General features: G+C 35.0%; 21 protein-coding genes. 17 read left to right on the top strand and 4 right to left on the bottom strand.

Features of this window, described 5'->3' with window-relative positions; all coding sequences use genetic code 11:
- Positions 1–100 precede the first annotated feature (100 nt).
- The 8 genes from M2326_RS04470 to M2326_RS04435 all read left to right on the top strand — a co-directional run bounded on the left by M2326_RS04470 (position 101) and on the right by M2326_RS04435 (position 9,702).
- The gene (locus M2326_RS04470) at positions 101–1,153 is read left to right on the top strand and encodes an NAD(P)/FAD-dependent oxidoreductase (RefSeq protein ID WP_264618354.1); all 1,053 of its coding nucleotides are present in this window, start codon (positions 101–103) and stop codon (positions 1,151–1,153) included.
- A gap of 395 nt (positions 1,154–1,548) precedes the next feature.
- Complete coding sequence (locus M2326_RS04465) at positions 1,549–2,550, top strand: homocysteine S-methyltransferase family protein (protein WP_264618353.1); 1,002 nt, start codon at positions 1,549–1,551, stop codon at positions 2,548–2,550.
- Positions 2,551–2,606: 56 nt separating this feature from the next.
- A complete protein-coding gene (locus M2326_RS04460; protein WP_264618352.1) occupies positions 2,607–3,485 on the top strand; it encodes an FRG domain-containing protein in 879 nt (292 codons plus the stop codon).
- A gap of 49 nt (positions 3,486–3,534) precedes the next feature.
- Positions 3,535–4,308 carry a hypothetical protein gene (locus M2326_RS04455; RefSeq protein ID WP_264618351.1) on the top strand — a complete coding sequence of 258 codons (774 nt, stop codon included), beginning with the start codon at positions 3,535–3,537 and terminating at the stop codon, positions 4,306–4,308.
- A gap of 259 nt (positions 4,309–4,567) precedes the next feature.
- Complete coding sequence (locus tag M2326_RS04450) at positions 4,568–4,690, top strand: hypothetical protein (protein WP_264618350.1); 123 nt, start codon at positions 4,568–4,570, stop codon at positions 4,688–4,690.
- Between the two features lie 473 nt (positions 4,691–5,163).
- On the top strand, positions 5,164–7,845 hold the full coding sequence (metH, locus tag M2326_RS04445) for a methionine synthase (protein ID WP_264618349.1): 2,682 nt from the start codon (positions 5,164–5,166) through the stop codon (positions 7,843–7,845).
- A gap of 79 nt (positions 7,846–7,924) precedes the next feature.
- Positions 7,925–8,878, top strand: coding sequence for a methylenetetrahydrofolate reductase [NAD(P)H] (gene metF, locus M2326_RS04440; protein WP_264618348.1), 954 nt, complete (start codon positions 7,925–7,927; stop codon positions 8,876–8,878).
- Positions 8,879–8,889: 11 nt separating this feature from the next.
- On the top strand, positions 8,890–9,702 hold the full coding sequence (locus M2326_RS04435) for a polysaccharide deacetylase family protein (protein ID WP_264618347.1): 813 nt from the start codon (positions 8,890–8,892) through the stop codon (positions 9,700–9,702).
- 237 nt (positions 9,703–9,939) lie between these two features.
- Here M2326_RS04435 and M2326_RS04430 read toward each other — a convergent pair whose 3' ends face one another.
- The 3 genes from M2326_RS04430 to gldA all read right to left on the bottom strand — a co-directional run bounded on the left by M2326_RS04430 (position 9,940) and on the right by gldA (position 12,289).
- On the bottom strand, positions 9,940–10,632 hold the full coding sequence (locus M2326_RS04430) for a T9SS type A sorting domain-containing protein (RefSeq protein ID WP_264618346.1): 693 nt from the start codon (positions 10,630–10,632) through the stop codon (positions 9,940–9,942).
- A gap of 11 nt (positions 10,633–10,643) precedes the next feature.
- Entirely contained in the window at positions 10,644–11,234 is a 591-nt protein-coding gene (locus M2326_RS04425; protein ID WP_319800820.1) for a phage tail protein, read from the bottom strand.
- 158 nt (positions 11,235–11,392) lie between these two features.
- Entirely contained in the window at positions 11,393–12,289 is an 897-nt protein-coding gene (gldA, locus tag M2326_RS04420; RefSeq protein WP_264618345.1) for a gliding motility-associated ABC transporter ATP-binding subunit GldA, read from the bottom strand.
- Positions 12,290–12,744: 455 nt separating this feature from the next.
- Between gldA and M2326_RS04415 the strand changes: the two genes are divergently transcribed.
- The 9 genes from M2326_RS04415 to queA all read left to right on the top strand — a co-directional run bounded on the left by M2326_RS04415 (position 12,745) and on the right by queA (position 21,559).
- A complete protein-coding gene (locus tag M2326_RS04415; protein ID WP_264618344.1) occupies positions 12,745–13,575 on the top strand; it encodes a prephenate dehydratase in 831 nt (276 codons plus the stop codon).
- Positions 13,576–13,646: 71 nt separating this feature from the next.
- Positions 13,647–14,792, top strand: a complete 1,146-nt coding sequence (locus M2326_RS04410) for a pyridoxal phosphate-dependent aminotransferase (RefSeq protein ID WP_264618343.1) — start codon at positions 13,647–13,649, stop codon at positions 14,790–14,792.
- Positions 14,793–14,961: 169 nt separating this feature from the next.
- Positions 14,962–15,813, top strand: a complete 852-nt coding sequence (locus tag M2326_RS04405; protein ID WP_264618342.1) for a prephenate dehydrogenase — start codon at positions 14,962–14,964, stop codon at positions 15,811–15,813.
- 63 nt (positions 15,814–15,876) lie between these two features.
- Complete coding sequence (locus tag M2326_RS04400; protein WP_264618341.1) at positions 15,877–16,956, top strand: bifunctional 3-deoxy-7-phosphoheptulonate synthase/chorismate mutase type II; 1,080 nt, start codon at positions 15,877–15,879, stop codon at positions 16,954–16,956.
- Between the two features lie 141 nt (positions 16,957–17,097).
- The gene (gene rsgA, locus M2326_RS04395) at positions 17,098–18,075 is read left to right on the top strand and encodes a ribosome small subunit-dependent GTPase A (RefSeq protein ID WP_264618340.1); all 978 of its coding nucleotides are present in this window, start codon (positions 17,098–17,100) and stop codon (positions 18,073–18,075) included.
- 132 nt (positions 18,076–18,207) lie between these two features.
- Entirely contained in the window at positions 18,208–18,660 is a 453-nt protein-coding gene (dtd, locus tag M2326_RS04390) for a D-aminoacyl-tRNA deacylase (protein WP_264618339.1), read from the top strand.
- A gap of 1 nt (position 18,661) precedes the next feature.
- On the top strand, positions 18,662–18,988 hold the full coding sequence (locus M2326_RS04385; RefSeq protein ID WP_264618338.1) for a nucleotide pyrophosphohydrolase: 327 nt from the start codon (positions 18,662–18,664) through the stop codon (positions 18,986–18,988).
- 118 nt (positions 18,989–19,106) lie between these two features.
- Complete coding sequence (locus M2326_RS04380) at positions 19,107–20,330, top strand: 3-phosphoshikimate 1-carboxyvinyltransferase (protein ID WP_264618337.1); 1,224 nt, start codon at positions 19,107–19,109, stop codon at positions 20,328–20,330.
- Between the two features lie 179 nt (positions 20,331–20,509).
- A complete protein-coding gene (queA, locus tag M2326_RS04375) occupies positions 20,510–21,559 on the top strand; it encodes a tRNA preQ1(34) S-adenosylmethionine ribosyltransferase-isomerase QueA (protein ID WP_264618336.1) in 1,050 nt (349 codons plus the stop codon).
- A gap of 466 nt (positions 21,560–22,025) precedes the next feature.
- On the opposite strand, the gene M2326_RS04370 is transcribed toward queA, so the two are convergent.
- Positions 22,026–22,388: a cupin domain-containing protein gene (locus tag M2326_RS04370; RefSeq protein ID WP_264618335.1), complete on the bottom strand. Its 363-nt coding sequence runs from the start codon at positions 22,386–22,388 to the stop codon at positions 22,026–22,028.
- Between the last annotated feature and the right edge of the window lie 70 nt (positions 22,389–22,458).

Raw genomic sequence — 22,458 nt, 5'->3', positions numbered from 1 at the left:
ATCCTTTTCTTTGTTTGAAAATAGATTGAAATAAAATAATAAATAACAGACTCTAAGCCAAAAGCCGAAAGCTAATAGCCAAGAGCCCAAAGTAAGAACAATGATTGAAACAGATATCCTTATTATAGGAGCCGGTCCAACTGGTTTATTTGCCGTTTTTGAAGCAGGTTTATTAAAATTAAAATGTCATATCCTAGATGCTTTACCGCAGCCAGGTGGACAATTGTCAGAGTTATATCCAAAGAAACCTATCTACGATATCCCAGGATTTCCAGAAGTATTAGCTGGAGATTTAGTAGATAATTTGATGGAGCAAATTAAGCAATTCGAACCAGGGTTTACTTTGGGCGAACGTGCTGAAACAATTGATAAGCAAGAAGACGGTACATTTATCGTAACCTCAAACGAAGGAACAAAATTTCATGCCAAAGTAATCGCGATTGCAGGTGGATTAGGAAGTTTTGAACCAAGAAAACCTTTGATCGACGGAATTAATTTCTACGAAAACAAAGGAGTGAAATATTTCATCAAAGATCCAGAAGTATTCAGAGACAAACGTGTTGTTATCGCCGGTGGTGGTGACTCTGCTTTGGACTGGAGTATTTTCTTGACCGATGTAGCTTCAGAGGTAACTTTGATTCACCGTCGTAACGAGTTTAGAGGAGCTTTGGATTCTGTAGAAAAAGTACAAGAACTAAAAGATGCTGGAAAAATCCGCATGATTACACCTGCTGAGGTAGTTGGTATCAATGGAGCAGAGCACGTAGAATCTATTGATTTGGACGAAAACGGAGCACATCGTAAAATCGAAACGGATTTCTTTATTCCACTTTTTGGATTGACGCCTAAGTTAGGACCAATCGGAGATTGGGGATTAGAAATCGAGAAAAACGCTATCAAAGTAAACAATGCTTTGGATTACCAAACTAACATTCCGGGGATATTCGCTATTGGAGATATCAATACCTATCCAGGGAAATTGAAGTTGATTCTTTGTGGTTTCCACGAAGCAACTTTGATGTGTCAAGCGGCTTATCAAATCATCAACCCAGGAAAACGTTATGTATTAAAATACACAACCGTATCAGGAGTAGACGGATTTGACGGTACTCGTAAAGAAGCACCAAAAGCAGTAGTAAAGGCAATTAATTAAAAAAGTTGCTAAGATTATAAGTTTCTAAGGCTCTAAGTTTTTTTACTTAGAGCCTTTTTCGCTACTATTCAGCTTAGAAACTTAAGGACTTAGCAACTCAGGAACTTCAAAAAAACACTTGCAAGTGGTAAGGGTATTGCTTTACTTTGCAGTTCCAAAATTTTAAAGAATTAGGAGCAGTAATTTCGGCATTTTCAGGAAGTTGGTTTCCCGCTTTCGCCTTTATCTTTTTGTTTTTTAAAGAAAAAACCAAAAAGGATATCGGCTCTATCGGGGCTAAAGAGAAAGATTTTGCATTTTAGGAAATTCCGTAGAGACGCGATTCATCGCGTCTAAAACAAGTCATCAATAAAAAGCATAGCGCCCTAGCGTCCTTGCCGTAAAAAAATAAAGTTATGTCAACAATACAACAAGCAATCAAAGAAAGAATCCTAGTTCTCGATGGAGCCATGGGAACCATGTTGCAACGTTACAACTTCTCCGAAGAAGATTTTAGAGGAGAGCGTTTCAAAGATTTTCCACATTCATTAAAAGGAAACAACGATTTATTGTCGTTGACACAACCCGTTGCCATTGCAGAAGTGCATGCAGCCTATTACGAAGCAGGAGCCGACATTGTAGAAACCAATACCTTCTCTGGGACCACCATCGGAATGGCAGATTACCACATGGAAGATTTGGTCTATGAGTTGAACTACGAGTCGGCAAAAATTGCCCGTAAAGTAGCCGATGAATTCACAGCCAAAAATCCAGCCAAACCTCGTTTTGTAGCGGGTTCAATAGGACCAACAAACAGAACGGCAAGTATGTCGCCCGACGTAAACGACCCTGGATACAGAGCCGTAACTTTTGATGATTTGCGTATTGCCTACAAACAACAAGTAGAAGCCTTGATCGACGGAGGAAGCGACTTATTGTTGGTAGAAACTATTTTTGATACCCTAAACGCCAAAGCCGCACTTTTCGCCATCGAAGAAGTAAAAACCGAAAGAGGAATTGATATTCCAATCATGGTATCTGGAACTATTACCGATGCATCAGGAAGAACCCTTTCTGGACAAACGGTAGAAGCGTTCTTGATTTCGGTATCACACATTCCGTTATTGAGTGTAGGATTCAATTGTGCCTTAGGAGCCGATTTATTGAAACCGTATTTACAGACTTTGTCTCAAAATACTTCATTCAATATCTCTGCACACCCAAACGCAGGATTACCAAACGCCTTTGGAGAATACGACGAAACACCAGCCGAAATGCAAGCACAAATACGTGGGTACCTCGAAGATAATTTAGTAAACATCATCGGTGGTTGTTGTGGTACAACTCCAGATCACATTCGATTGATTGCTGAGGCTGCCAGTGAATTTAAGCCAAGAGTTTCGGAGGCGGTGATGTAGTATTTTATTATTAATATTGATGTTCAAAAGTTTATAGTATTTATAATTAATTCAATATGGAGAAATCGAATGATAAGGCACAAAGTGTTTCACAAATAATTGAATTACTAAAAAGTGAGTTTTCATCCTTGTTATTTAAAAATGAAAAGGAAAATGAAATCCCAAATTTATGGTTTAGAGCTGAGGGTTTAAACATAAATACATCATTAATGCCTAATGCATATAGAAATTATGGACGTGTTGAAAAAGATGAATATAAAACTGTATTAGACGAGTCTGTTTTAATAGAAGGTAATTTTAAAGCAGAATTTTCAAGAAGGTCTACTATGTTTTTAAATCAAAACAGAATAGATAATAATGATTGGAATCAATATTTTTTAATGCAACATTACGGTTTAAAAACTAGGTTGTTAGATTGGACAGAAAGTGCTTTGGTAGCAATATATTTTGCGGTAGATGATGATTTAAAGGAAGTAGATTCAAAAATTTGGATATTAAATCCTTATCGACTCAATAAATCTTCAACAGCATTAATTGAGGGATTTGAAACTGGTTGTTCAATAATTCATTTTCCTAAAAGTTCTATAAAAGAAGATTTATTTGGTACTGATAAAAAACTTAATCTTGATGAGTTGTATAGGAAGTATTTAGAAATGGATTTTAATTCTAGTGAAAAAGCTTATCCATTAGCTATTTATCCGTATTTGTTTGATGAAAGAATGAAATCGCAAAAAGCTTGTTTTACGATTTTTGGTAATGAAATTAATGGATTATTAGGTAATTCAGAGAAAAATAAATTTTTAAATTTTATTTTAATTGATGGTTTTAGTAAAAGGAAAATAAAAGAAGAATTAAGATGGCTAGGTATTTCTAGAGAAAGTGTCTATCCTGGTTTAAATAGTAATTGTATAGATATTATAGATAAATATAATTAATAAAATTTAAGATATTAAGTAAACTCTATATTAACATAAAAAACATTTAATGAAAAAGGTAATTTATTTAGGTATTTTAATTTCTTTTTTATCTTGTAAAAAAGCAGAACATAGTCTTGTTGAGGATAATCTTCTGGAGGATACACAAAAATCAGAGGTTCAATTAGAAACTCAAGCAGAATATCAATTACCGGAATATTCTTTTATAACGAAAAATGATATTAGTTTTAGAACAGAAGCAGTGGTTGAGGCTCCAGTTAATAAAAGATTTTCATATAAGTTTCTGGTTTCTAATAAAATTACTAGAGAACAAATAAAATTACTTTTTTCTAAATTAATAAAAGAGATAACATCAGAAGATAAAGATATTGATGATATAACTATATGGTTGTATAGCGATAAAGAATTAGTTGAAGGGACCTATGATGTGGCTATGGCTACTTGGGGCCCTGAAGATGGAGAGGTTACTAAAAATATTGCTGTAAGTAACAATAGAGAATCATATAAATTAGAAATTACTATTTCTGATAATCTTGAAGAATATTTAAAAAATAAATCTGAAAAAAAAGTTAGTCTTGGATTGACTTATGATTTAAGAAAAAACATATATCAAGAATTAGCTAATACAGAGACTAGAGCAAGAGCAAAACTCGATAAAATTTATCCATACACTGCTAATTTTGATACTGATAATTATGCAAATAAGTTAGATGAATTAACAAAAAAATATGAAAAAGAAATCTCTAAAAAGTATAAAATTGACACAAAAACTATGAATGAAATTTATGAAGAAGGAGATAAGAACGGATGGTATAATTATTAATAGCTCCCAGCTAGCGCGAGCGTCTCGCTCGTGCCCGCAAAGACAAAGGTGCTTAAAATTATGACTATTTGATGTATGTTACGTAATGATTGGCGCCCGTTCCTCGCAATGACAAATGCATAATCGTTTTTGTAAACATATATGATAAAATAAAAATTCCGTAGGAATGAACCATTTTGTGGTACGGATCTTACTCAATTGCTATAATGTATAAATTGAAAATGATTTTTTATTCTTAAATAATATAGAATAATACTCTGTGGATAAAATTAAACAAAAAGTAATTTTGAATGCGAATGGTGCAGAAATTGCTGTTTTGCATTTTGGGGATGATAACGATTATCTTTCCTTGACTGATACTGCTAGTTTAAAATCCAGATGATGCTTTTATTGTTGTTAACAATTGGCTTAGAAGTAAGGATACAATCCTTTTTATGGGTCTGTGGGAACAATTAAATAATCCTAATTTTAAACCTATCGAATTCGATAGGTTTAAAAATGAATCGGGAACAAATGCTTTTGCTTTATTCCCGCTAGCGGAAGCGTCACGCTTGTGCCCGCAAAGATATGAGTTTGAGGAATAAAGATTGTGTGATACACGATACGTGATTGCTTCGTTCCTCGCAATGACAACCGAAGCACAAAACCGCGTGAGGGATAGAAGTGGAGCTCCTTTTCCATCAATTGCCTCGGGTTTAAACCCGAGGTAATTCAAGAAAAAGAGCGGGAACGAATAGCCCGACCCGACCTTTTTTTGGAGGGACACGCCCAAATAATGATAAGAATCGCTTTGTAAAAGCAAACAATATAAACTTAGTCACTCAGAATCTGAGATACTTAGAAACTTAAGAAAAAATGGCAGAAAAAGCAGTAAGAAGAAATTTGGTTTTATCGGGATTGGAGCCTTTGATTATTACGCCCGAAAGTGTTTTTGTAAACGTTGGGGAGCGTACAAATGTAACGGGTTCTAGAAAATTTCTTCGATTGATAAAAGAGGAGAAGTACGATGAGGCCTTGAGTATTGCGAAGGAGCAAGTAGAAGGTGGAGCTCAAATCATCGATATTAATATGGATGAGGGAATGCTAGACGGTGAATATGCGATGGTGAAATTCCTGAACTTAATTGCTGCCGAACCCGATATTGCGCGTGTGCCCATTATGATTGACAGTTCGAAATGGCACATTATTGAAGCTGGGCTAAAAGTAGCGCAGGGGAAATGTGTGGTGAACTCGATTTCGTTGAAAGAAGGAGAAGAAGCATTTATTCATCATGCCCAATTGATTAAACGTTATGGAGCTGCTGCGATTATCATGGCATTTGACGAAACAGGTCAGGCAGATAATTACGACCGTAGAGTAGAGATTTGTCAACGTTCGTATGATATTTTGGTAAACAAAGTAGGTTTTCCACCGCAGGATATAATTTTCGATTTAAATATATTTCCGGTTGCAACAGGTATGGAAGAGCACCGCTTGAACGCTTTGGATTTCTTTAGAGGAACCGAATGGGTGAGAGCCAATTTGCCTCATGCACACATAAGTGGTGGGGTGAGTAATGTGTCGTTTTCGTTTAGAGGAAATGATACCGTTCGTGAAGCGATGCACTCGGTTTTCTTGTACCATGCGATTAAGGCGGGAATGACCATGGGAATTGTAAACCCAGAGATGCTGACGATTTATGATGACATTCCGAAGGACTTGTTGGAGCATGTTGAAGACGTAATTTTGAACCGTCGCGATGATGCTACAGAACGTTTACTTGACCTTGCTGAAAACGTAAGAGGCGATGTAAAATCGAATGAAAAAGCGATACAAGAATGGCGTTCGGGAACTTTTCAAGAACGTATCACACACGCACTTGTAAAAGGTGTAGACGAATTTATAGTTGCCGATGTTGAAGAAGCACGTTTGGCTGCTACAAAACCTATTGAAGTTATCGAAATCAATTTGATGGCGGGAATGAACGTGGTTGGGGATTTGTTTGGAAGCGGAAAAATGTTTTTGCCTCAGGTAGTAAAATCGGCTAGGGTAATGAAAAGAGCCGTGGCTTACCTATTACCATATATTGAGGAATCCAAAGAAGCAGGTGATAAAGAAGGAAACGGGAAAATATTGATGGCAACCGTAAAAGGAGATGTTCACGATATTGGGAAAAATATTGTTTCGGTGGTATTGGCGTGTAATAATTACGAAATCATTGACATGGGTGTAATGGTAGCACCAGAAAAAATTATTGCAGCCGCTATAGAGCACAATGTAGATATTATAGGATTGAGTGGTTTGATTACGCCTTCGCTAGACGAAATGGTGTTTTTGGCCAAAGAATTAGATAAAAAAGGAAGCACTCTTCCAATAATGATCGGTGGAGCTACCACTTCACGAGCGCATACTGCCGTGAAAATTGCCCCTCAATATAAAGCAACTGTCGTACACGTAAACGATGCTTCGAGAGCAGTTACTGTGGCAGGAAATCTTTTAGATCAAAATAAAGAAGCCTATATGGCGGGTATCCGTGAGGATTACGACGCTTTTAGAGAGTCATTCTTAAATCGTTCGAGAGATAAAAATTTCTTAACGATTGAAGATGCGCGTAAAAACAAACTGAAATTAGACTGGGACGAGTTTACTCCAGTAAAACCAAGAGTGATAGGGGAGCAAATTATTGAAGTAGATTTGGATGTTTTAGTTCCTTATATTGACTGGACTCCATTTTTTCAGACGTGGGAATTACACGGAAAATACCCAGCTATTTTGACGGATGAAGTAGTGGGAGAGCAAGCAACAGCCGTTTTTGCTGATGCGCAAGCGATGTTGAAAGTGATTCTGGTAGAAAAGAAATTACAAGCAAAGGGTATTTATGGAGTTTTCCCTGCGAACCAAGTCAATGATGATGATATTGAATTGACAGACGAAAACGGAAAACCGTTGCAAACGTTCTTAACCTTACGTCAACAATCACAAAAAACCAAAGGAGCGCCAAACATCGCTTTGGCCGATTTTATTGCACCAAAAGACAATGGGGTAGTCGATTACATGGGCGCATTTTGTGTAACTACTGGTTTTGGTGTTGACGAATGGGCAGCCGAATTCCAAAAAGATTTTGACGATTACAATTCGATTATGGTAAAAGCCTTGGCAGACCGTTTTGCAGAAGCTTTTGCAGAATACCTACACGAAAAAGTACGTAAAGAAATTTGGGGTTACGCAGCAGATGAAACTTTGACCAACGCTGAGTTGATTAAAGAAACCTATGCCGGAATTCGTCCTGCTCCAGGATATCCTGCCTGTCCAGACCACTTGGAAAAACCAACAATCTGGAAATTACTGAACGTAGAAAAAGAAATAGGAGTAACTTTGACCGAGAGTATGGCCATGTGGCCAGCTTCATCAGTATCTGGTTATTATTTCGGAAATCCAAAAGCAAGGTATTTTGGACTGGGGAAAATAAAAGAAGACCAAGTAATTGATTACGCAAAACGTAGAAGTATCTCTACAGACAAAGCCACAAAATGGTTGAGTCCTAATATAGCAGATTAAAAAAAATGTTTAAAGTTTAAAGTTTCAAGTTGCTCCGGAGAACCTGAAACTTTAAACCTGAAACTTGAAACAAAAAAGAATGAAAGTAACACAACATTTAGAAAACGCCAAAGGAAAACCATTGTTCTCCTTCGAAATTGTACCGCCACAAAAAGGAAGTAATATCAATGATTTATACGAAAATATAGATCCGTTGATGGAGTTTAAACCACCTTTTATTGATGTAACTACTTCGAGAGAAGAGTTCGTTTACATTGAGAAAGACGGACTTTTTGACCGTCGTATTACGCGTATGCGTCCGGGGACGGTTGGGATTTGCGCTTCTATTCAGCATAAATATGGTGTAGATGCTATTCCGCACGTATTGTGTGGTGGGTTTACAAAGGAAGAAACAGAATATCTATTGGTGGATTGCCAGTATTTGAATATTGATAACTTGGTTGCTTTGCGTGGCGATCCAATGAAGGGGGAGAAATATTTCGAACCTACCAAAGGTGGAAATAATTATGCAGTGGATTTGGTGAAACAAATTAAAGCGATGAATTCTGGTAAGTTTTTACATGATACCATGCCGATGAAAAGTGCACCCGATTTTTGTGTTGGTGTTGCGGGTTATCCAGAAAAACATATTGAAGCACCAAGCCTAGAAGCCGATCTAAAAAGGTTGAAAGAAAAAGTAAATGCAGGAGCAGATTATATCGTTACCCAAATGTTTTTTGACAATCAACGTTATTTTAAATTTGTTGAAGCCGCAAGAGCCATGGGAATTACAGTGCCAATTATCCCTGGAATCAAACCCGTTGCAGTCAAACGCCATTTACAATTGTTACCTCAAGTTTTTTGGTTAGACATGCCAGAGAGTTTGATAAGTGATATCGAAAATGCCAAAGACAACCAAGCCGTTCGTCAAATTGGAGTAGAGTTTGCCGTACAACAATCCAAAGAGTTAATTGAATTTGGAGCACCTTGCGTTCATTATTATTCAATGGGGAAATCGGATAATATTTATAATATTGCAAGTCAGGTTTTTTAATCCTTTCGATTATGAAAATAAATATTAATTATAGAAAGCAGCGCACTATTTGGTGTGCTGTTTTTGTTTGCATACTATCGGTTTTTTCGTGTACCAAAATCGAAGAAGATATAGAAGCGCCTTTCGAAACCGTACCTCAAGCAGGCGTTGCAATTACTTTTGATGATGATTATGTTGATGAATGGTTTACTGTCAATACCATTTTGAAGCCATACGATTGGAAAGCTACATTTTTTGTTTGTGAATTCGAAAAACTAAAATACGAGCAATTAAACCAGTTAAAAGAACTAAAAAAAGAAGGGCACGAAATAGGAGGTCACGGTTGGATCCATCTGAAAGCAGCACCTTTTGAAAAACGACATGGTGCAGCAGGCTACTTAGATGACGAAATTTTACCTATGCTAGAAGACATGAGAGTGCATTCGCTCCCCGTTCATTCTTTTGCATACCCGTATGGTTCACACGATGCAATCACAGATACGCTATTATTGCATGAGTTCAATATCATTAGAGGTACTACTTATGGAAGTCTACCGCCAAGTCAACAAAAATGCTACTTTGACAATAATAGCCGTGTCTTATTAGGTTTAGGAATTGACAATAGCTATCCACAATTTAGTATTCCGTATTTTTTGTCGCTGTTAGAATATGCTAAACAAAATAATAAGATCGTTGTTTTTTACGCCCACAAACCGGTTTTGAAAGCTACAGGGAAATACGAAACAGAATACAAAACATTGATTGAAATTTGCAAATACATCAAGGCAAACAACATGAGATTTTATACCGTTTCAGAATTGTATTTAAAAGAGAAAAATAAGTAATTTTTTCAGGAGCTATTTCCAGCTCTCCGTTACAAATGAAATTCACTGAACTCCACTGAAAATATGTTACTACTATCTGGGCTAGGGCATTTGTATTCATAAGAATATTTGGTTTAAGCCAGATAAAAAAAGCATCGTCTCTCAAAAACGATGCTTTTTGCTTTAAATATTTATAGGATCGGAGAATAAATCCTATTTGTTCTATGTAATTATGATACAGTCAAAATCAAAGAAAAATTATTCTTTTACAAATTTGTAAACTGAAACACCTTCTTTAGATTTTAAATTCAAAAAGTAAACTCCAGTCTGCAATGCTGATACATTTACTTCAGAATTGCTTGAAGTTGTATTGATAACTTTTTGTCCTTGCGTATTCATAACTGCAACGTTTTCGATTATGCTAGTTGTACTAGTAAAATGCAATACATCTTTAACGGGATTAGGATATATTACAAAATCCTTGTTTGTGACTATTGAATTAGTTCCCAGAGTAGTACTTTGTATAGCACCGGTTAATGTAGCATTTGCCGTAGTTAAATTACCACCACATTCAGATGCTGTTAACGCTGTATTTTCTGTCCATGTACCAAGGTTAATGTCGGGTGGATTCGGTAGTGAAGCAGATGAATTCGAATAGATTAAATTGGGCTCTATAAAATCACCATTTCCGCTATCTGCTAAAAATTCCCATTTTAATGATATAGTATTCCATTTAAGCATGAACTCACAAGTTCCTAGTCCTCCACAATCTTGATCTCCATTGACAGGAGTGGTTTTATAAAAATTTCTTCCAGTAACATCTGTCCCTGAATAATTAAAAATATAATTTTGATCCTCAAATAAATCATGACAACCGTTAAAGGTTATTGTCTGTGCATTTGAATACATACTTGACATGATGACTAGGCTATAAAGTATTTGTTTTATCATTTTCATAGGTTTTAACTTCTAGATGGAAATATACCTTGTAAGGCAATTATAAAGTTTATAGCTTTATAGGGTTGCATATTATTGATAGAGGAATTACCTCCAGCTGGACTAATCATGGTGCTTTTCATAATAACAGCATCAGTTGCTGCAGTAGAGTATTCTTTGTCAAGTACCTTTGTATTTGCTGGAACTGCATTTGTGGGATCATTTGTATTTCCGTCTGTGCTTACTGCATTTACTGTATGACTATGTGAAGGCATTTGGGAAATATTCAATGTATTTGTTTCAGAACCTCCGGATTCACCTAAACTTCTTCGTGAAAGACCAAATCCAGTTCCGGGATGCATTGGTACTCTTCCTCTCAAATCAGGTAGACCAAAGGTTGTTCTTCCATCGCCGCCGTAAGTTGTTCCTAGAATGCTAAATAATGCTGTGTTTTGTGAGATAGCTAATAATTGGCCGTCACAGAATGCCCAACCTCTTGGTGCAAAATTACCTGCAAACATAGAAATTTGACCTATGAAAGGTTCAGACTGCGCTACTGCTTTTGTAGACGAAAAGCTAATAAAAACGATTAAAAACAAAAAAGTAATTTTTCTCATAATATTTCTGATTAAAAAGTGAATTTCAAATATCAGGATAAATTTTAGATATAAAAAATATTTGAGGTTTATATGTTGAATAATAATGGAAAAGTAACTTAAAACAAAAAAGCACCATAAAAACGATGCTTTTTGCTTTAAGACTGATTACTAAAAACTTACTTAGTAATTTCCCTAAATATAGCTTCTAAGTTTTTATTTTTCTGATTGAGTTGTAGTGTTTTCAATCCATTTTCATTGGCAAAGTCAAAAACTGTGGGACGCATGTCTTTATCCGCTTTAAAAGTCAGTTCCCATGTCATGTCGTGGGTGTTTTTATACGAAACTAAGTTTTCAATTTTGGCAATTACTTGCTCTTCTATTTTATAATCAAATTCTACTTCTAGAACCTGTTCTTTTTCTTCGGAGATAAGATGATCTAGTTTTTTGTCGGCAACAATTTTTCCGTTGTTGATGATGATGACGCGATCACAAATCGCTTCCACCTCCTGCATAATATGTGTAGAAAGGAAAACCGTTTTGTCTTTACCTACGTTTTTAATTACGTTTCTTATTTCGATCAACTGGTTTGGATCCAGGCCTGTAGTTGGTTCATCAAGAATTAAAACATCAGGATTGTGTAGTAAGGCGTTTGCTAGTCCTATACGTTGACGGTATCCTTTGGATAGCTGACCTATTTTTTTATGACTTTCGCTTGCTAAACCAGTTAGCTGAATCACCTCTTCAATTCTAGATTTTGCAACTTTGTAAACATCTGCATTAAAAGCCAAATATTCGCGAACATACAAATCCAAGTACAACGGATTGTGTTCTGGCAAATAACCAATAGATAATTGAACTGCTTTTGCATTTAGTTGTACATCATGACCATTGACAAGAGCTGTGCCTTCATCGGCAGTAATATAGGTAGTCAAAATTTTCATCAAAGTAGATTTTCCAGCGCCATTAGGACCTAAAAAACCAACAATTTCTCCTTTGTTTACAGAGAAAGAAATATTATCTAATGCTTTTTGAGTTCCGTAACTCTTAGATATATTTGTAACCGCTATTGACATACCTTTATTGTTTGATGCAAAAGTAAACAGAAAAATATTTAGTTTCGAATTTCAACTTGCAATTTGATGTATTTATTGGATTACTTTTCTATAAAGTTAGAATTTTTTGTATAGTTTATAATTGTTTTTTGATTTCAAATTATCAAATTGGTAAAAAATCTGTTTTTTTCTTCTTTTTCTGTTGCTGATAAAGAAAAATCGTTTGTATTTGTTGGTTTTTCTATATTTTTTAAAAATATTTGATATTTTTTTGGCATGCTTTTAAAATAAGTTTTACATTTGCTACTCAAAATTATTACAAAACTGTACAGATGTCTAATAACCGATTTTATTTTAGCAATACTTTTTTCTTCTTCTACGGGAAGTAAGGATTGTGCTATGGTTATTTGAGAAATAAAGAAACAAATAAAAATAATATACAATCCTGATGAAAATCAGGATTTTTTTTTGAGTTTATGGAAGCGAAAATTGCAATACAAGGGATAAAGGGCTCATTTCATCATCAAGTGGTGAAGGAGTATTATGATCAAAATGTTGATATTGACGAATGTTTGTCCTTTGAAGAATTGGTGACTAGTTTGTTGTCAGGGAAATCAACTCAGGCAGTAATGGCAATTGAGAATTCTATAGCAGGACCAATCATTCCAAATTATGCTTTGATCGATAAGAATGATTTGCATATAATAGGAGAGCATTATCTTAATATAAGTCAGAATCTAATGGCATTACCGGGTCAAAAAGTAGAAGACATACTAGAAGTGTATTCGCACCCAATGGCCTTGTTGCAGTGTATGGAGTTTTTAAAAACCTATCCCCACATCAAAATTGTAGAGGATAAAGATACAGCCGAAACAGCCCGTAGAATTCAGACTAAGCAATTGAGCGGAATTGCAGCAATTGGGAGTACCGTAGCATCAGAAATGTATGGATTGGAGATATTGGCTCCAGCGATACAAACGATAAAAAATAACATGACTCGTTTTGTAATCATTAATAAAGAGAATTCATTTGTGCCTCAAAATGAAATCAATCGTGCTTCGATCAAATTTGAATTGGATCACAAGCGAGGAAGTTTAGCGGCTGTTCTGAATGTAATGAGTGATTGTAAAATCAATTTAACCAAAATTCAATCCTTGCCAAAAATAGAAACACCTTGGAAATACTCGTTTTTTGTAGACGTGACTTTCGAAAACTATGCTGATTTTGCCAAAGCAAAGTCATTGATTACAATCATGGCAGAATATTTCAAAATTTTGGGTGAATATAAGAATACGAAACCGTTATAAATTGTTGGTTTTAAGTTTTTAGATTGAAAGTTTAAAAGGTAATACCTCAGAAATGAGTAATATATAATAGTATGATTACACTAGCCAATAGGTTGAATACAGTTGAGGAATATTACTTTTCCTCAAAATTAAGAGAGGTAAGACAATTAGCTGCAGAAGGAAATCCAATTATCAATATGGGAATTGGGAGTCCAGATTTGAGTCCGTCGCAAGACGTGATTGATGCAGTGATTGATGGGATGAAGGATGAAAATGCGCATCAATATCAAAGTTATCAAGGTTTACCAGAGTTACGTTCAAGTATGGCTGACTTTTACCAAAATAATTTTGGAGTGACGGTTAATCCAGCAACTGAGATTTTGCCATTGATGGGATCGAAAGAAGGGATTATGCATATTTCACTTGCGTTTTTAAACGAGGGCGATCATGTTTTGATTCCGAATCCAGGTTACCCTACCTATACTTCGGTTACCAATTTGGTTGGAGCAGTACCAGTATATTATGATTTGAAAGAAGCAAATAATTGGGAACCTGATTTTGAAGCTTTGGAAAAATTAGATTTATCGAAAGTAAAAATCATGTGGATTGGATATCCTCACATGCCTACGGGTGCAAGAGGAAGCCTAGACTTATTTCAAAAATTGATTGCTTTTGCTAAAAAACACAACATATTATTGGTTAATGATAATCCCTATAGTTTTGTTTTGAACGACCAACCAATGAGTTTGTTGCAGGTTGAAGGTGCTAAGGATGTGGCAATGGAACTAAACTCCTTGAGTAAAACCTTTAACATGGCAGGATGGCGTGTTGGGATGGTATTGGGAAATGCAGCTTGCATTGATGCTGTTTTGAAAGTAAAAAGCAACATGGATAGCGGAATGTTTTTTGGGATTCAAAAAGGGGCGATTGCTGCTTTGAAGAGTGACAAAAGCTGGTTTGACTCCATGAACGCTGTTTATGCCAGAAGAAGAGTGTTGACAGAACAATTGGCCGAAAAGCTGAATTGTACAGTATATAAAGAAGGTGTTGGATTGTTTGTTTGGGCAAAATTGCCAGAAGGAATCACATCTTCGGAAGCATTTATTGATCAGATTTTGAATGAAAAATATATTTTCATTACACCAGGAACTATTTTTGGAAGTAATGGCGAAGGATATATTCGATTTGCATTGTGTGTGAAAGAAGAAAAGATAAAAGAAGCGATTGAAAGGTTTTAGATTGTTGATTAACGATTTTAGATTGTATTGCGAATATTTTTTGATTTAAATCGAATTGTGTTAATAAATGAAATGCCTTAGCCCTGATAGAAGCGGCATCCTTTTTCTAGCTTTTTTTGCTAGAAAAAGATAGAGCGGATAGCAGGATTAGCTACAAATAAAAAGAAGAATGAAAGTATATGTAGTTGGAATAGGATTGATTGGTGGTTCGATGGTTTTGGACATCAAAGGTTTATACCCAGAGGCGACGGTTTATGGCGTGGATTTGAATGAAGATCACGTTGCTAAAGCATTGAAATTGGGGGTAATTGACCACGCAGCCAAATTGGAAGAGGTTGTGAATGCTGATTTTGTAATCGTATCGGTTCCTGTTGACGTAGCAATGAAGGTCGTGCCACAAGTTTTGGATTATGCAGGCGAAGAAACAATTGTTTTTGATGTTGGTTCGACCAAGAGTCCGATTTGTGAAGCTGTTGCAAACCATCCAAAGAGAAGAAATTTTATAGCGGCTCACCCAATTGCAGGTACGGAGTTTTCTGGTCCATCGGCAGCGATTACTGGTTTGTATCAAGGTAAAACAAACATTATTTGTGAGGTCGAAAAAACAGCTTTTAAGTTACAAGAGCGTGCATTGGATTTGTTTAGAGCGATCGGGATGCGCATACGATACATGGATCCAAAATCTCATGACAAGCACATCGCCTACGTATCGCATTTGTCACACATAAGTTCGTTTATGCTTGGCAAAACGGTGATTGAGAAAGAAAAAATTGAGCAAGATATATTTGATATGGCGGGTTCTGGTTTTGAAAGTACGGTTCGTTTGGCAAAAAGTTCGCCAGCAATGTGGACACCAATTTTTAAACAAAACAAGGAGCAGGTTGTCGAAACGTTGGAAGAATATATTTCGAATTTAACCCAGTTCAAAGAATTATTACAAGATGATAATTACGATGCAATTTATGATGAAATGCAAAGTGTAAATAAAATTAAAGTAATCCTGAACGGTTTGAAGAAATAAGTATGGGAAAATAGAATAAGAAAAAAAAATAATTAAAAATATAGAAACTAAAAACTAGTAAAGATGGAAAATAAGAAAGAAATGAGAAATTGGTTGGACGCATTCAAATTGGAACATCCGTTTGTAATCGCTGGACCATGTAGTGCAGAGACTGAAGATCAAGTTTTGAAAATTGCTCACGAGTTGAAAGATTCTGATGTAAGTGTTTTTAGAGCAGGTATATGGAAACCAAGAACACGTCCAGGAGGATTTGAAGGTGTTGGTGAAATTGGATTGAAATGGTTACAAAAAGCTAAAGCTGAAACAGGATTGCTAATGGGAACTGAGGTTGCTACAGCTGCACACTGTAAATTGGCTTTGGAGCATGATATTGATGTTTTATGGGTAGGTGCTCGTACAACTGCAAACCCTTTTGCAGTTCAAGAAATTGCTGACACATTGGCTGGTACAGATAAAATCGTTTTGATTAAAAACCCAGTAAATCCAGATATGGCTTTGTGGTTAGGTGGTGTTGAGCGTTTGTACATGGCAGGTATCAAAAATTTAGGGGTTATCCATAGAGGTTTTTCTACTTACCAAAAAACTAAATACAGAAACATTCCAGAATGGCAAATTGCTATTGAATTGCAAAATAAATTCCCTGATTTACCATTAATTATTGATCCATCACATATCACTGGAAACCGTGAAATGATTCTTGAAGTTACTCAAGAAGCTTTGGATTTGAATTATGATGGTATGATCATTGAGACGCACATCGATCCAGACAACGCTTGGTCTGATGCGGCTCAACAAGTTACTCCTGATACTTTGAAACAAATTTTCAAAGATTTGAAAGTAAGAAAAGTGAGTGGAGATAGCGATTTTGAAAACAAAATGACAAAATTGAGAGCTAATATCGATATATTAGATCAAAACCTTTTGGAATTGTTAGGAAAACGTATGGTTGTGGCGCAAGAAATTGGTCAAGTGAAAAAAGATAATAATGTAGCTGTATTGCAAAACAGTCGTTGGAATGAAATCCAAGAGAAAGTGATTGCAGCAGGTAATAAAAGCGGTTTATCAGATGAATTCACTGTGAAATTATTCAAAGCAATTCACCAAGAAAGTATTGAACACCAAGAAAAAGTGATCAACGGATAGTTGAATGCAGATTACTATTTTGTTTTCAAATGATGAAAAAATCCCAAAACCTTATGTTTTGGGATTTTTTTATTTTTATTAAATGGTAAAAAACTTCAAACTTCAAACTTTAAACTTAAAACAAAAAATTATCTTTGCCCCATGACAGGAATCGTTTATAAATCAACAGGAAGCTGGTACAATGTAAAATCGGACCAAGGCGAATTTGTAGAATGTAGAATAAAAGGAAAGTTTAGGATGAAGGGTATTAAAAGTACCAATCCTATTGCTGTGGGTGATCATGTAGACTTTGAGATCGAAGAAAACAATGCGCAGGTTACAGGAGTAATACATCATATTCATGAAAGGAAAAACTACATTGTGCGTAAATCGGTGAATTTATCACACCAAATGCACATTATTGCTTCCAATATTGACTGCGTTTTTTTATTGATTACTGTCAATAATCCTCCTACAACCTTTAATTTTATAGATCGTTTTCTAGTCACTGCAGAAGCATACGGCATCGAAACTATATTAGTTTTCAATAAGATAGATACTTTTGATGAAGATACACTTGATGAGCAATTGTATATGCAACATGTTTATCAAGAAATTGGATACAAGTGCTTGCGAGTTTCCTCTACCGAAATGAAAGGTGTTGAGGTACTACAAGAAATGATGATAGGAAAAGTGAGTATGTTCTCTGGTCATTCAGGTGTGGGTAAATCAACCTTGGTAAACGCAATGGAACCATCGTTGCATTTGAAGACGAAAACTATATCAGATGCCAGCAAGCAAGGGCAACATACTACTACATTTGCAGAGATGTATGATTTGTCGTTTGGAGCTAGTATTATCGATACTCCAGGAATCAAAGGATTTGGAATGGTCGATATGGAACCTGCTGAAATTGGTGGCTATTTCCCCGAATTTTTTAAACTAAAAGACCAATGCAAGTTCAATAATTGTTTGCACAAAGACGAGCCGAAATGTGCAGTTAAAAATGCTTTAGAAAATGATGAAATTGCTTGGTCGAGATACAATAGTTACCTCAAAATTCTTGAAGGGGACGAAGAACAATATCGTACCGATATTTATGACGAAGAGCGACAGAATAGTGATAAAGGTAGAGCGTAATTACCCTTACCCTCAAAAGGATGATTTAGAGATATAGAATACCTTTTGTATTTTAAACCTTTAAATGACTAATGAAAAGGCATATTGAAAAAGATTTTAAGTATTTAGAATAAAAAAAATATTTACGTAGCTATGAGAGTTGTAATCCAAAGAGTTTCTTTAGCATCCGTTTCTGTTGATGCCAAAATAGTAGCTTCTATTCAAAAAGGCTTACTTGTTTTGATTGGAATAGAAGATGCAGATACACAAGAAGACATCGATTGGTTGGTTGGTAAAATTACTAAAATCCGCATTTTTGAAGATGAAAATCAAGTCATGAATGATTCTGTTCAGGATGTTGATGGTGATGTACTTGTGGTTAGTCAGTTTACCTTGCAGGCTGCTACCAAAAAAGGCAACCGTCCTTCATATATCAAAGCATCAAAACCTGAGATTGCAATTCCGCTATACGAGAATTTTGTACAAAAGATAGAAAAGGAATTGAATAAGAATATCCAAACAGGTATTTTTGGCGCTGATATGAAAGTGGCCCTCGTTAATGATGGCCCTGTTACAATAATTATTGATTCAAAAAATAGAGAATAAGATGGACTTAAAAAACGCACAACTCGACGTAGATACTTGGATTAAGGAACATGGTGTTCGTTATTTTAATGAATTGACCAATATGGCACAACTTACTGAAGAAGTTGGTGAAGTGGCTAGAATCATAGCGCGACGTTACGGAGAACAATCAGAAAAAGAATCAGATAAAAACAAAGATTTAGGCGAGGAATTAGCTGATGTGGTTTTTGTAGTACTCTGTTTAGCAAATCAAACAGGAATAGATTTACAAGATGTTTTTGATAAAAAAATGGATCTTAAATCAATAAGAGATAAAGACCGTCATAAGAACAATGACAAACTAAAATAAGTTAGTAGTTGTGAATTATAAATTATGAATTTTAGCAAAGGAATAGTAAATTGCGCCTAAATTTTGAGTTCATAATTACGCATTCATAACTCATTATTCATAACTCATAATTACAAAAATGAATTTACTGTTACAAACTACACATTCCAATTTACAAGCAACAATTGCTGTAACTGGTTCTAAAAGCGAAACTAATAGATTATTATTATTGCAAGCTTTGTTTCCTAATATTACATTAGCAAATACTTCTAACTCTGATGATAGTGAAGTAATGCAAAAAGCCTTAAAAGGAAATGATACCATAGTTGATATTCATCACGCTGGAACTGCTATGCGCTTTCTTACAGCTTATTTTGCAGTAAATGAAGGGTGTGAAGTAGTGTTGACAGGTTCACAAAGAATGCAAGAGCGACCTATCAAAGTTTTGGTTGACGCTTTAGCACAATTGGGTGCTGTAATTACGTATGAAAAAGAAGAAGGGTATCCACCGATCCGAATCAAAGGCCAAAAAATCACCGCTTCAAAAGTTGATATTCCAGCTAATGTAAGTAGTCAATATATTTCAGCACTTTCATTAGTCGCTTCAAAATTAGAAAACGGAATCGAAATTAACCTAGTAGGTGAAATCACATCTGTCCCTTATATCAAAATGACTTTGGCTTTGCTAAATGATTTAGATATCAAAACTACATTCGAAGGCAATACCATTAAAGTATATCCAGTTACTGAAGTAGCATCTAAAGAAATGGTTGTGGAATCCGATTGGAGTTCGGCTTCTTACTTTTTTAGTTTGGTCGCTTTGGCAGATACTGCTTCGATTACAATTTCAAGTTATAAGCAAAATAGTTTACAAGGAGATTCTGCTTTGGTCGAAATTTACGAACTAATGGGAGTGAAGTCACGTTTTGAAAATAATGCATTGACATTGACCAAAGTGCCAAACTTTAAACTTGAAACTTTAAATTTAGATCTTAATAATACTCCGGATATTGCACAAACGATTGTAGTAACCTGTTTAGGTTTAGGAATTGGTTGCCATTTGACGGGACTTCATACTTTAAAAATCAAAGAAACAGATCGTCTAGAAGCATTGCGAATTGAGTTAACTAAATTAGGAGCAAATATTTCTGTTACTAATGAAACCTTAACTTTAGTAGCTTCTAATGAAATCAATCATAATATCAAGATTGCCACTTATAATGACCACCGTATGGCAATGGCTTTCGCACCTTTAGCCTTAAAAGTACCTATTATTATCGAAAATGCTGAAGTAGTTTCAAAATCTTACCCTGATTTCTGGGAAGACATGAAAAAGTTAGGCTTCAATGAGACAGAAGTGTAAGGTGAAAAGCTTTGATTTTGTTACGATTTTTGATCGTTTATTTTGATTAACTGTCTTTTAACAAAAATAAATAGCAAAACACTTGACAACGCCTATCTCACAATAGTATATTTGCAAACGGATTATAATTTTAAGGATCAAAACTTATACTTATAATTTATAACTCATAACTTTTTATAATGAAATTATCACATTTCCAATTTGATTTGCCAAAAGAACTTCTAGCTGAATTCCCTTCAGAAAACAGAGATGAAGCTCGTTTAATGGTTATTGATCGTAAAAAACAAACCATAGAACACAAGATGTTCAAAGATGTTATCGATTATTTTGATGATGGTGATGTAATGATCCTTAATAACACCAAAGTTTTTCCTGCTCGTTTATACGGGAACAAAGAGAAAACAGGTGCAAGAATCGAAGTATTCTTACTTCGCGAATTAAACGCAGAACAACGTCTTTGGGATGTTTTGGTTGATCCAGCGCGTAAAATACGTATTGGTAATAAATTGTACTTTGGTGATGATGATTCATTAGTAGCCGAAGTAATTGACAATACTACTTCTCGCGGAAGAACTTTGCGTTTCCTTTATGATGGTTCTTACGAAGAATTCAGAAAAAAACTAACAGAACTTGGTGAAACTCCAATCCCAAAATACATCAGTAGAGATGTTACTCCAGAAGACGCAGATCGTTACCAAACGATTTATGCAAAAGAAGAAGGTGCTGTTGCAGCTCCAACAGCAGGATTGCATTTTTCTAAACATTTATTGAAAAGATTAGAAATCAAAGGTATTAAGTTTGCAGAGGTTACCTTGCACGTTGGGTTAGGGACTTTTAATCCAGTTGAAGTTGAAGATTTATCAAAACACAAAATGGATTCTGAGGAATTAAAAATAAACCAAGAAGCTTGTGATATAGTTAATGATGCTAAAATAAGAAAACAACGTATTTGTGCCGTAGGTACAACTTCTATGCGTGCAATAGAAAGTGCAGTTTCATCACAAGCAACTCTAAACCCTTTTGATGGTTGGACAAATAAATTTATTTTCCCTCCACATGAGTTTAGTATTGCAACTTGTATGATCACAAACTTTCATACACCAAAATCTACATTATTAATGATGATTTCGGCATTTTGTGGTCATGATTTAATGCGTTTGGCTTATGATGAAGCAATCAAAGAAGGCTACAAATTTTACTCTTATGGTGATGCGATGTTAATCATCTAATCAAATTAAAAAGAATAATTATAAAAAAATCTCGTCAGTATTGGCGAGATTTTTTTGTTACAAAAGATTGTATTTTCAATAGTAATATGTGAGTACCCCTTAATAGTTTCAATAACTATACTGAATTGGGTTCTTCGTTACGAGTCTTCAATAAGTTCCGCTACAGCTACACTTTATATTGGCTTTCCTTCTACTATGTCTCACGAAGCTAAATAGAATTCCTAGCTCAATGATTTTTTGCTAAATCCATAAGGTATAGTTCTATTTAAAAGTAGAATAATACCTTTTTAATTATACCTAAAATAGCTTTTCGTGTAGTTTTTCTTCTAGTTTAAGAACGTAGTAAAAATGGCATGAGTAGTAAAATTGACGTCTCCCAGTCATGCAATTTGTGTTACTTTATAAGTTTTTTTGATTTTAGTAAGTTCAATACAATGTGATAAATGAGTTGTTTCTTTAAAAACAACTACTCTTCTCTATGTACTTTTGTGAAGTCAAAAGCAGGTTTGCAAATAGCAATATACTCACATTCTTCATCAAATGGATTCGAGTATTGTACGCGAGTGTTTTTTTGAATATGAATAGATTGTCCTGCGGTAAGAATCAAAACTTCATCATCAATTGTAAATTGCTTTTTACCTTTAATTATATAAGTGTATTCATCAAATTCAGGTGTTTGATAAGGTTCGCTCCATTTTGGAGGTGCCACCATATGTGCCACAGATATTTCAGTATTTTGTGTAGATGCCAATCCGTGATGTTCTTCAATTAGTTTTCCGTCAGTTGTTGGGACTACAAAGGGTGTATTTTGTATTAGAAATTTTTTCATTTGAAAATGTAAAAAGCCTTCTCTATTTTGAAAACAGAAAAGATTAATATGATTTAAAAGGATTTAAAGA

Origin of the sequence: Flavobacterium psychraerolatum (genome assembly GCF_025960985.1) — a bacterium.
Lineage (GTDB): Bacteria > Bacteroidota > Bacteroidia > Flavobacteriales > Flavobacteriaceae > Flavobacterium.
The sequence above is the reverse complement of the archived record's forward strand: the minus strand, read 5'-3'. Positions and strand labels throughout refer to the sequence as shown.

Excerpts from the sequence above, each read along its gene's own strand:
- M2326_RS04470 (WP_264618354.1), top strand. The coding sequence starts at position 101 with ATGATTGAAACAGATATCCTTATTATAGGAGCCGGTCCAACTGGTTTA.
- M2326_RS04465 (WP_264618353.1), top strand. The coding sequence starts at position 1,549 with ATGTCAACAATACAACAAGCAATCAAAGAAAGAATCCTAGTTCTCGAT.
- M2326_RS04460 (WP_264618352.1), top strand. The coding sequence starts at position 2,607 with ATGGAGAAATCGAATGATAAGGCACAAAGTGTTTCACAAATAATTGAA.
- M2326_RS04455 (WP_264618351.1), top strand. The coding sequence starts at position 3,535 with ATGAAAAAGGTAATTTATTTAGGTATTTTAATTTCTTTTTTATCTTGT.
- metH (WP_264618349.1), top strand. The coding sequence starts at position 5,164 with ATGGCAGAAAAAGCAGTAAGAAGAAATTTGGTTTTATCGGGATTGGAG.
- metF (WP_264618348.1), top strand. The coding sequence starts at position 7,925 with ATGAAAGTAACACAACATTTAGAAAACGCCAAAGGAAAACCATTGTTC.
- M2326_RS04435 (WP_264618347.1), top strand. The coding sequence starts at position 8,890 with ATGAAAATAAATATTAATTATAGAAAGCAGCGCACTATTTGGTGTGCT.
- M2326_RS04430 (WP_264618346.1), bottom strand. The coding sequence starts at position 10,632 with ATGATAAAACAAATACTTTATAGCCTAGTCATCATGTCAAGTATGTAT.
- M2326_RS04425 (WP_319800820.1), bottom strand. The coding sequence starts at position 11,234 with ATGAGAAAAATTACTTTTTTGTTTTTAATCGTTTTTATTAGCTTTTCG.
- gldA (WP_264618345.1), bottom strand. The coding sequence starts at position 12,289 with ATGTCAATAGCGGTTACAAATATATCTAAGAGTTACGGAACTCAAAAA.
- M2326_RS04415 (WP_264618344.1), top strand. The coding sequence starts at position 12,745 with ATGGAAGCGAAAATTGCAATACAAGGGATAAAGGGCTCATTTCATCAT.
- M2326_RS04410 (WP_264618343.1), top strand. The coding sequence starts at position 13,647 with ATGATTACACTAGCCAATAGGTTGAATACAGTTGAGGAATATTACTTT.
- M2326_RS04405 (WP_264618342.1), top strand. The coding sequence starts at position 14,962 with ATGAAAGTATATGTAGTTGGAATAGGATTGATTGGTGGTTCGATGGTT.
- M2326_RS04400 (WP_264618341.1), top strand. The coding sequence starts at position 15,877 with ATGGAAAATAAGAAAGAAATGAGAAATTGGTTGGACGCATTCAAATTG.
- rsgA (WP_264618340.1), top strand. The coding sequence starts at position 17,098 with ATGACAGGAATCGTTTATAAATCAACAGGAAGCTGGTACAATGTAAAA.
- dtd (WP_264618339.1), top strand. The coding sequence starts at position 18,208 with ATGAGAGTTGTAATCCAAAGAGTTTCTTTAGCATCCGTTTCTGTTGAT.
- M2326_RS04385 (WP_264618338.1), top strand. The coding sequence starts at position 18,662 with ATGGACTTAAAAAACGCACAACTCGACGTAGATACTTGGATTAAGGAA.
- M2326_RS04380 (WP_264618337.1), top strand. The coding sequence starts at position 19,107 with ATGAATTTACTGTTACAAACTACACATTCCAATTTACAAGCAACAATT.
- queA (WP_264618336.1), top strand. The coding sequence starts at position 20,510 with ATGAAATTATCACATTTCCAATTTGATTTGCCAAAAGAACTTCTAGCT.
- M2326_RS04370 (WP_264618335.1), bottom strand. The coding sequence starts at position 22,388 with ATGAAAAAATTTCTAATACAAAATACACCCTTTGTAGTCCCAACAACT.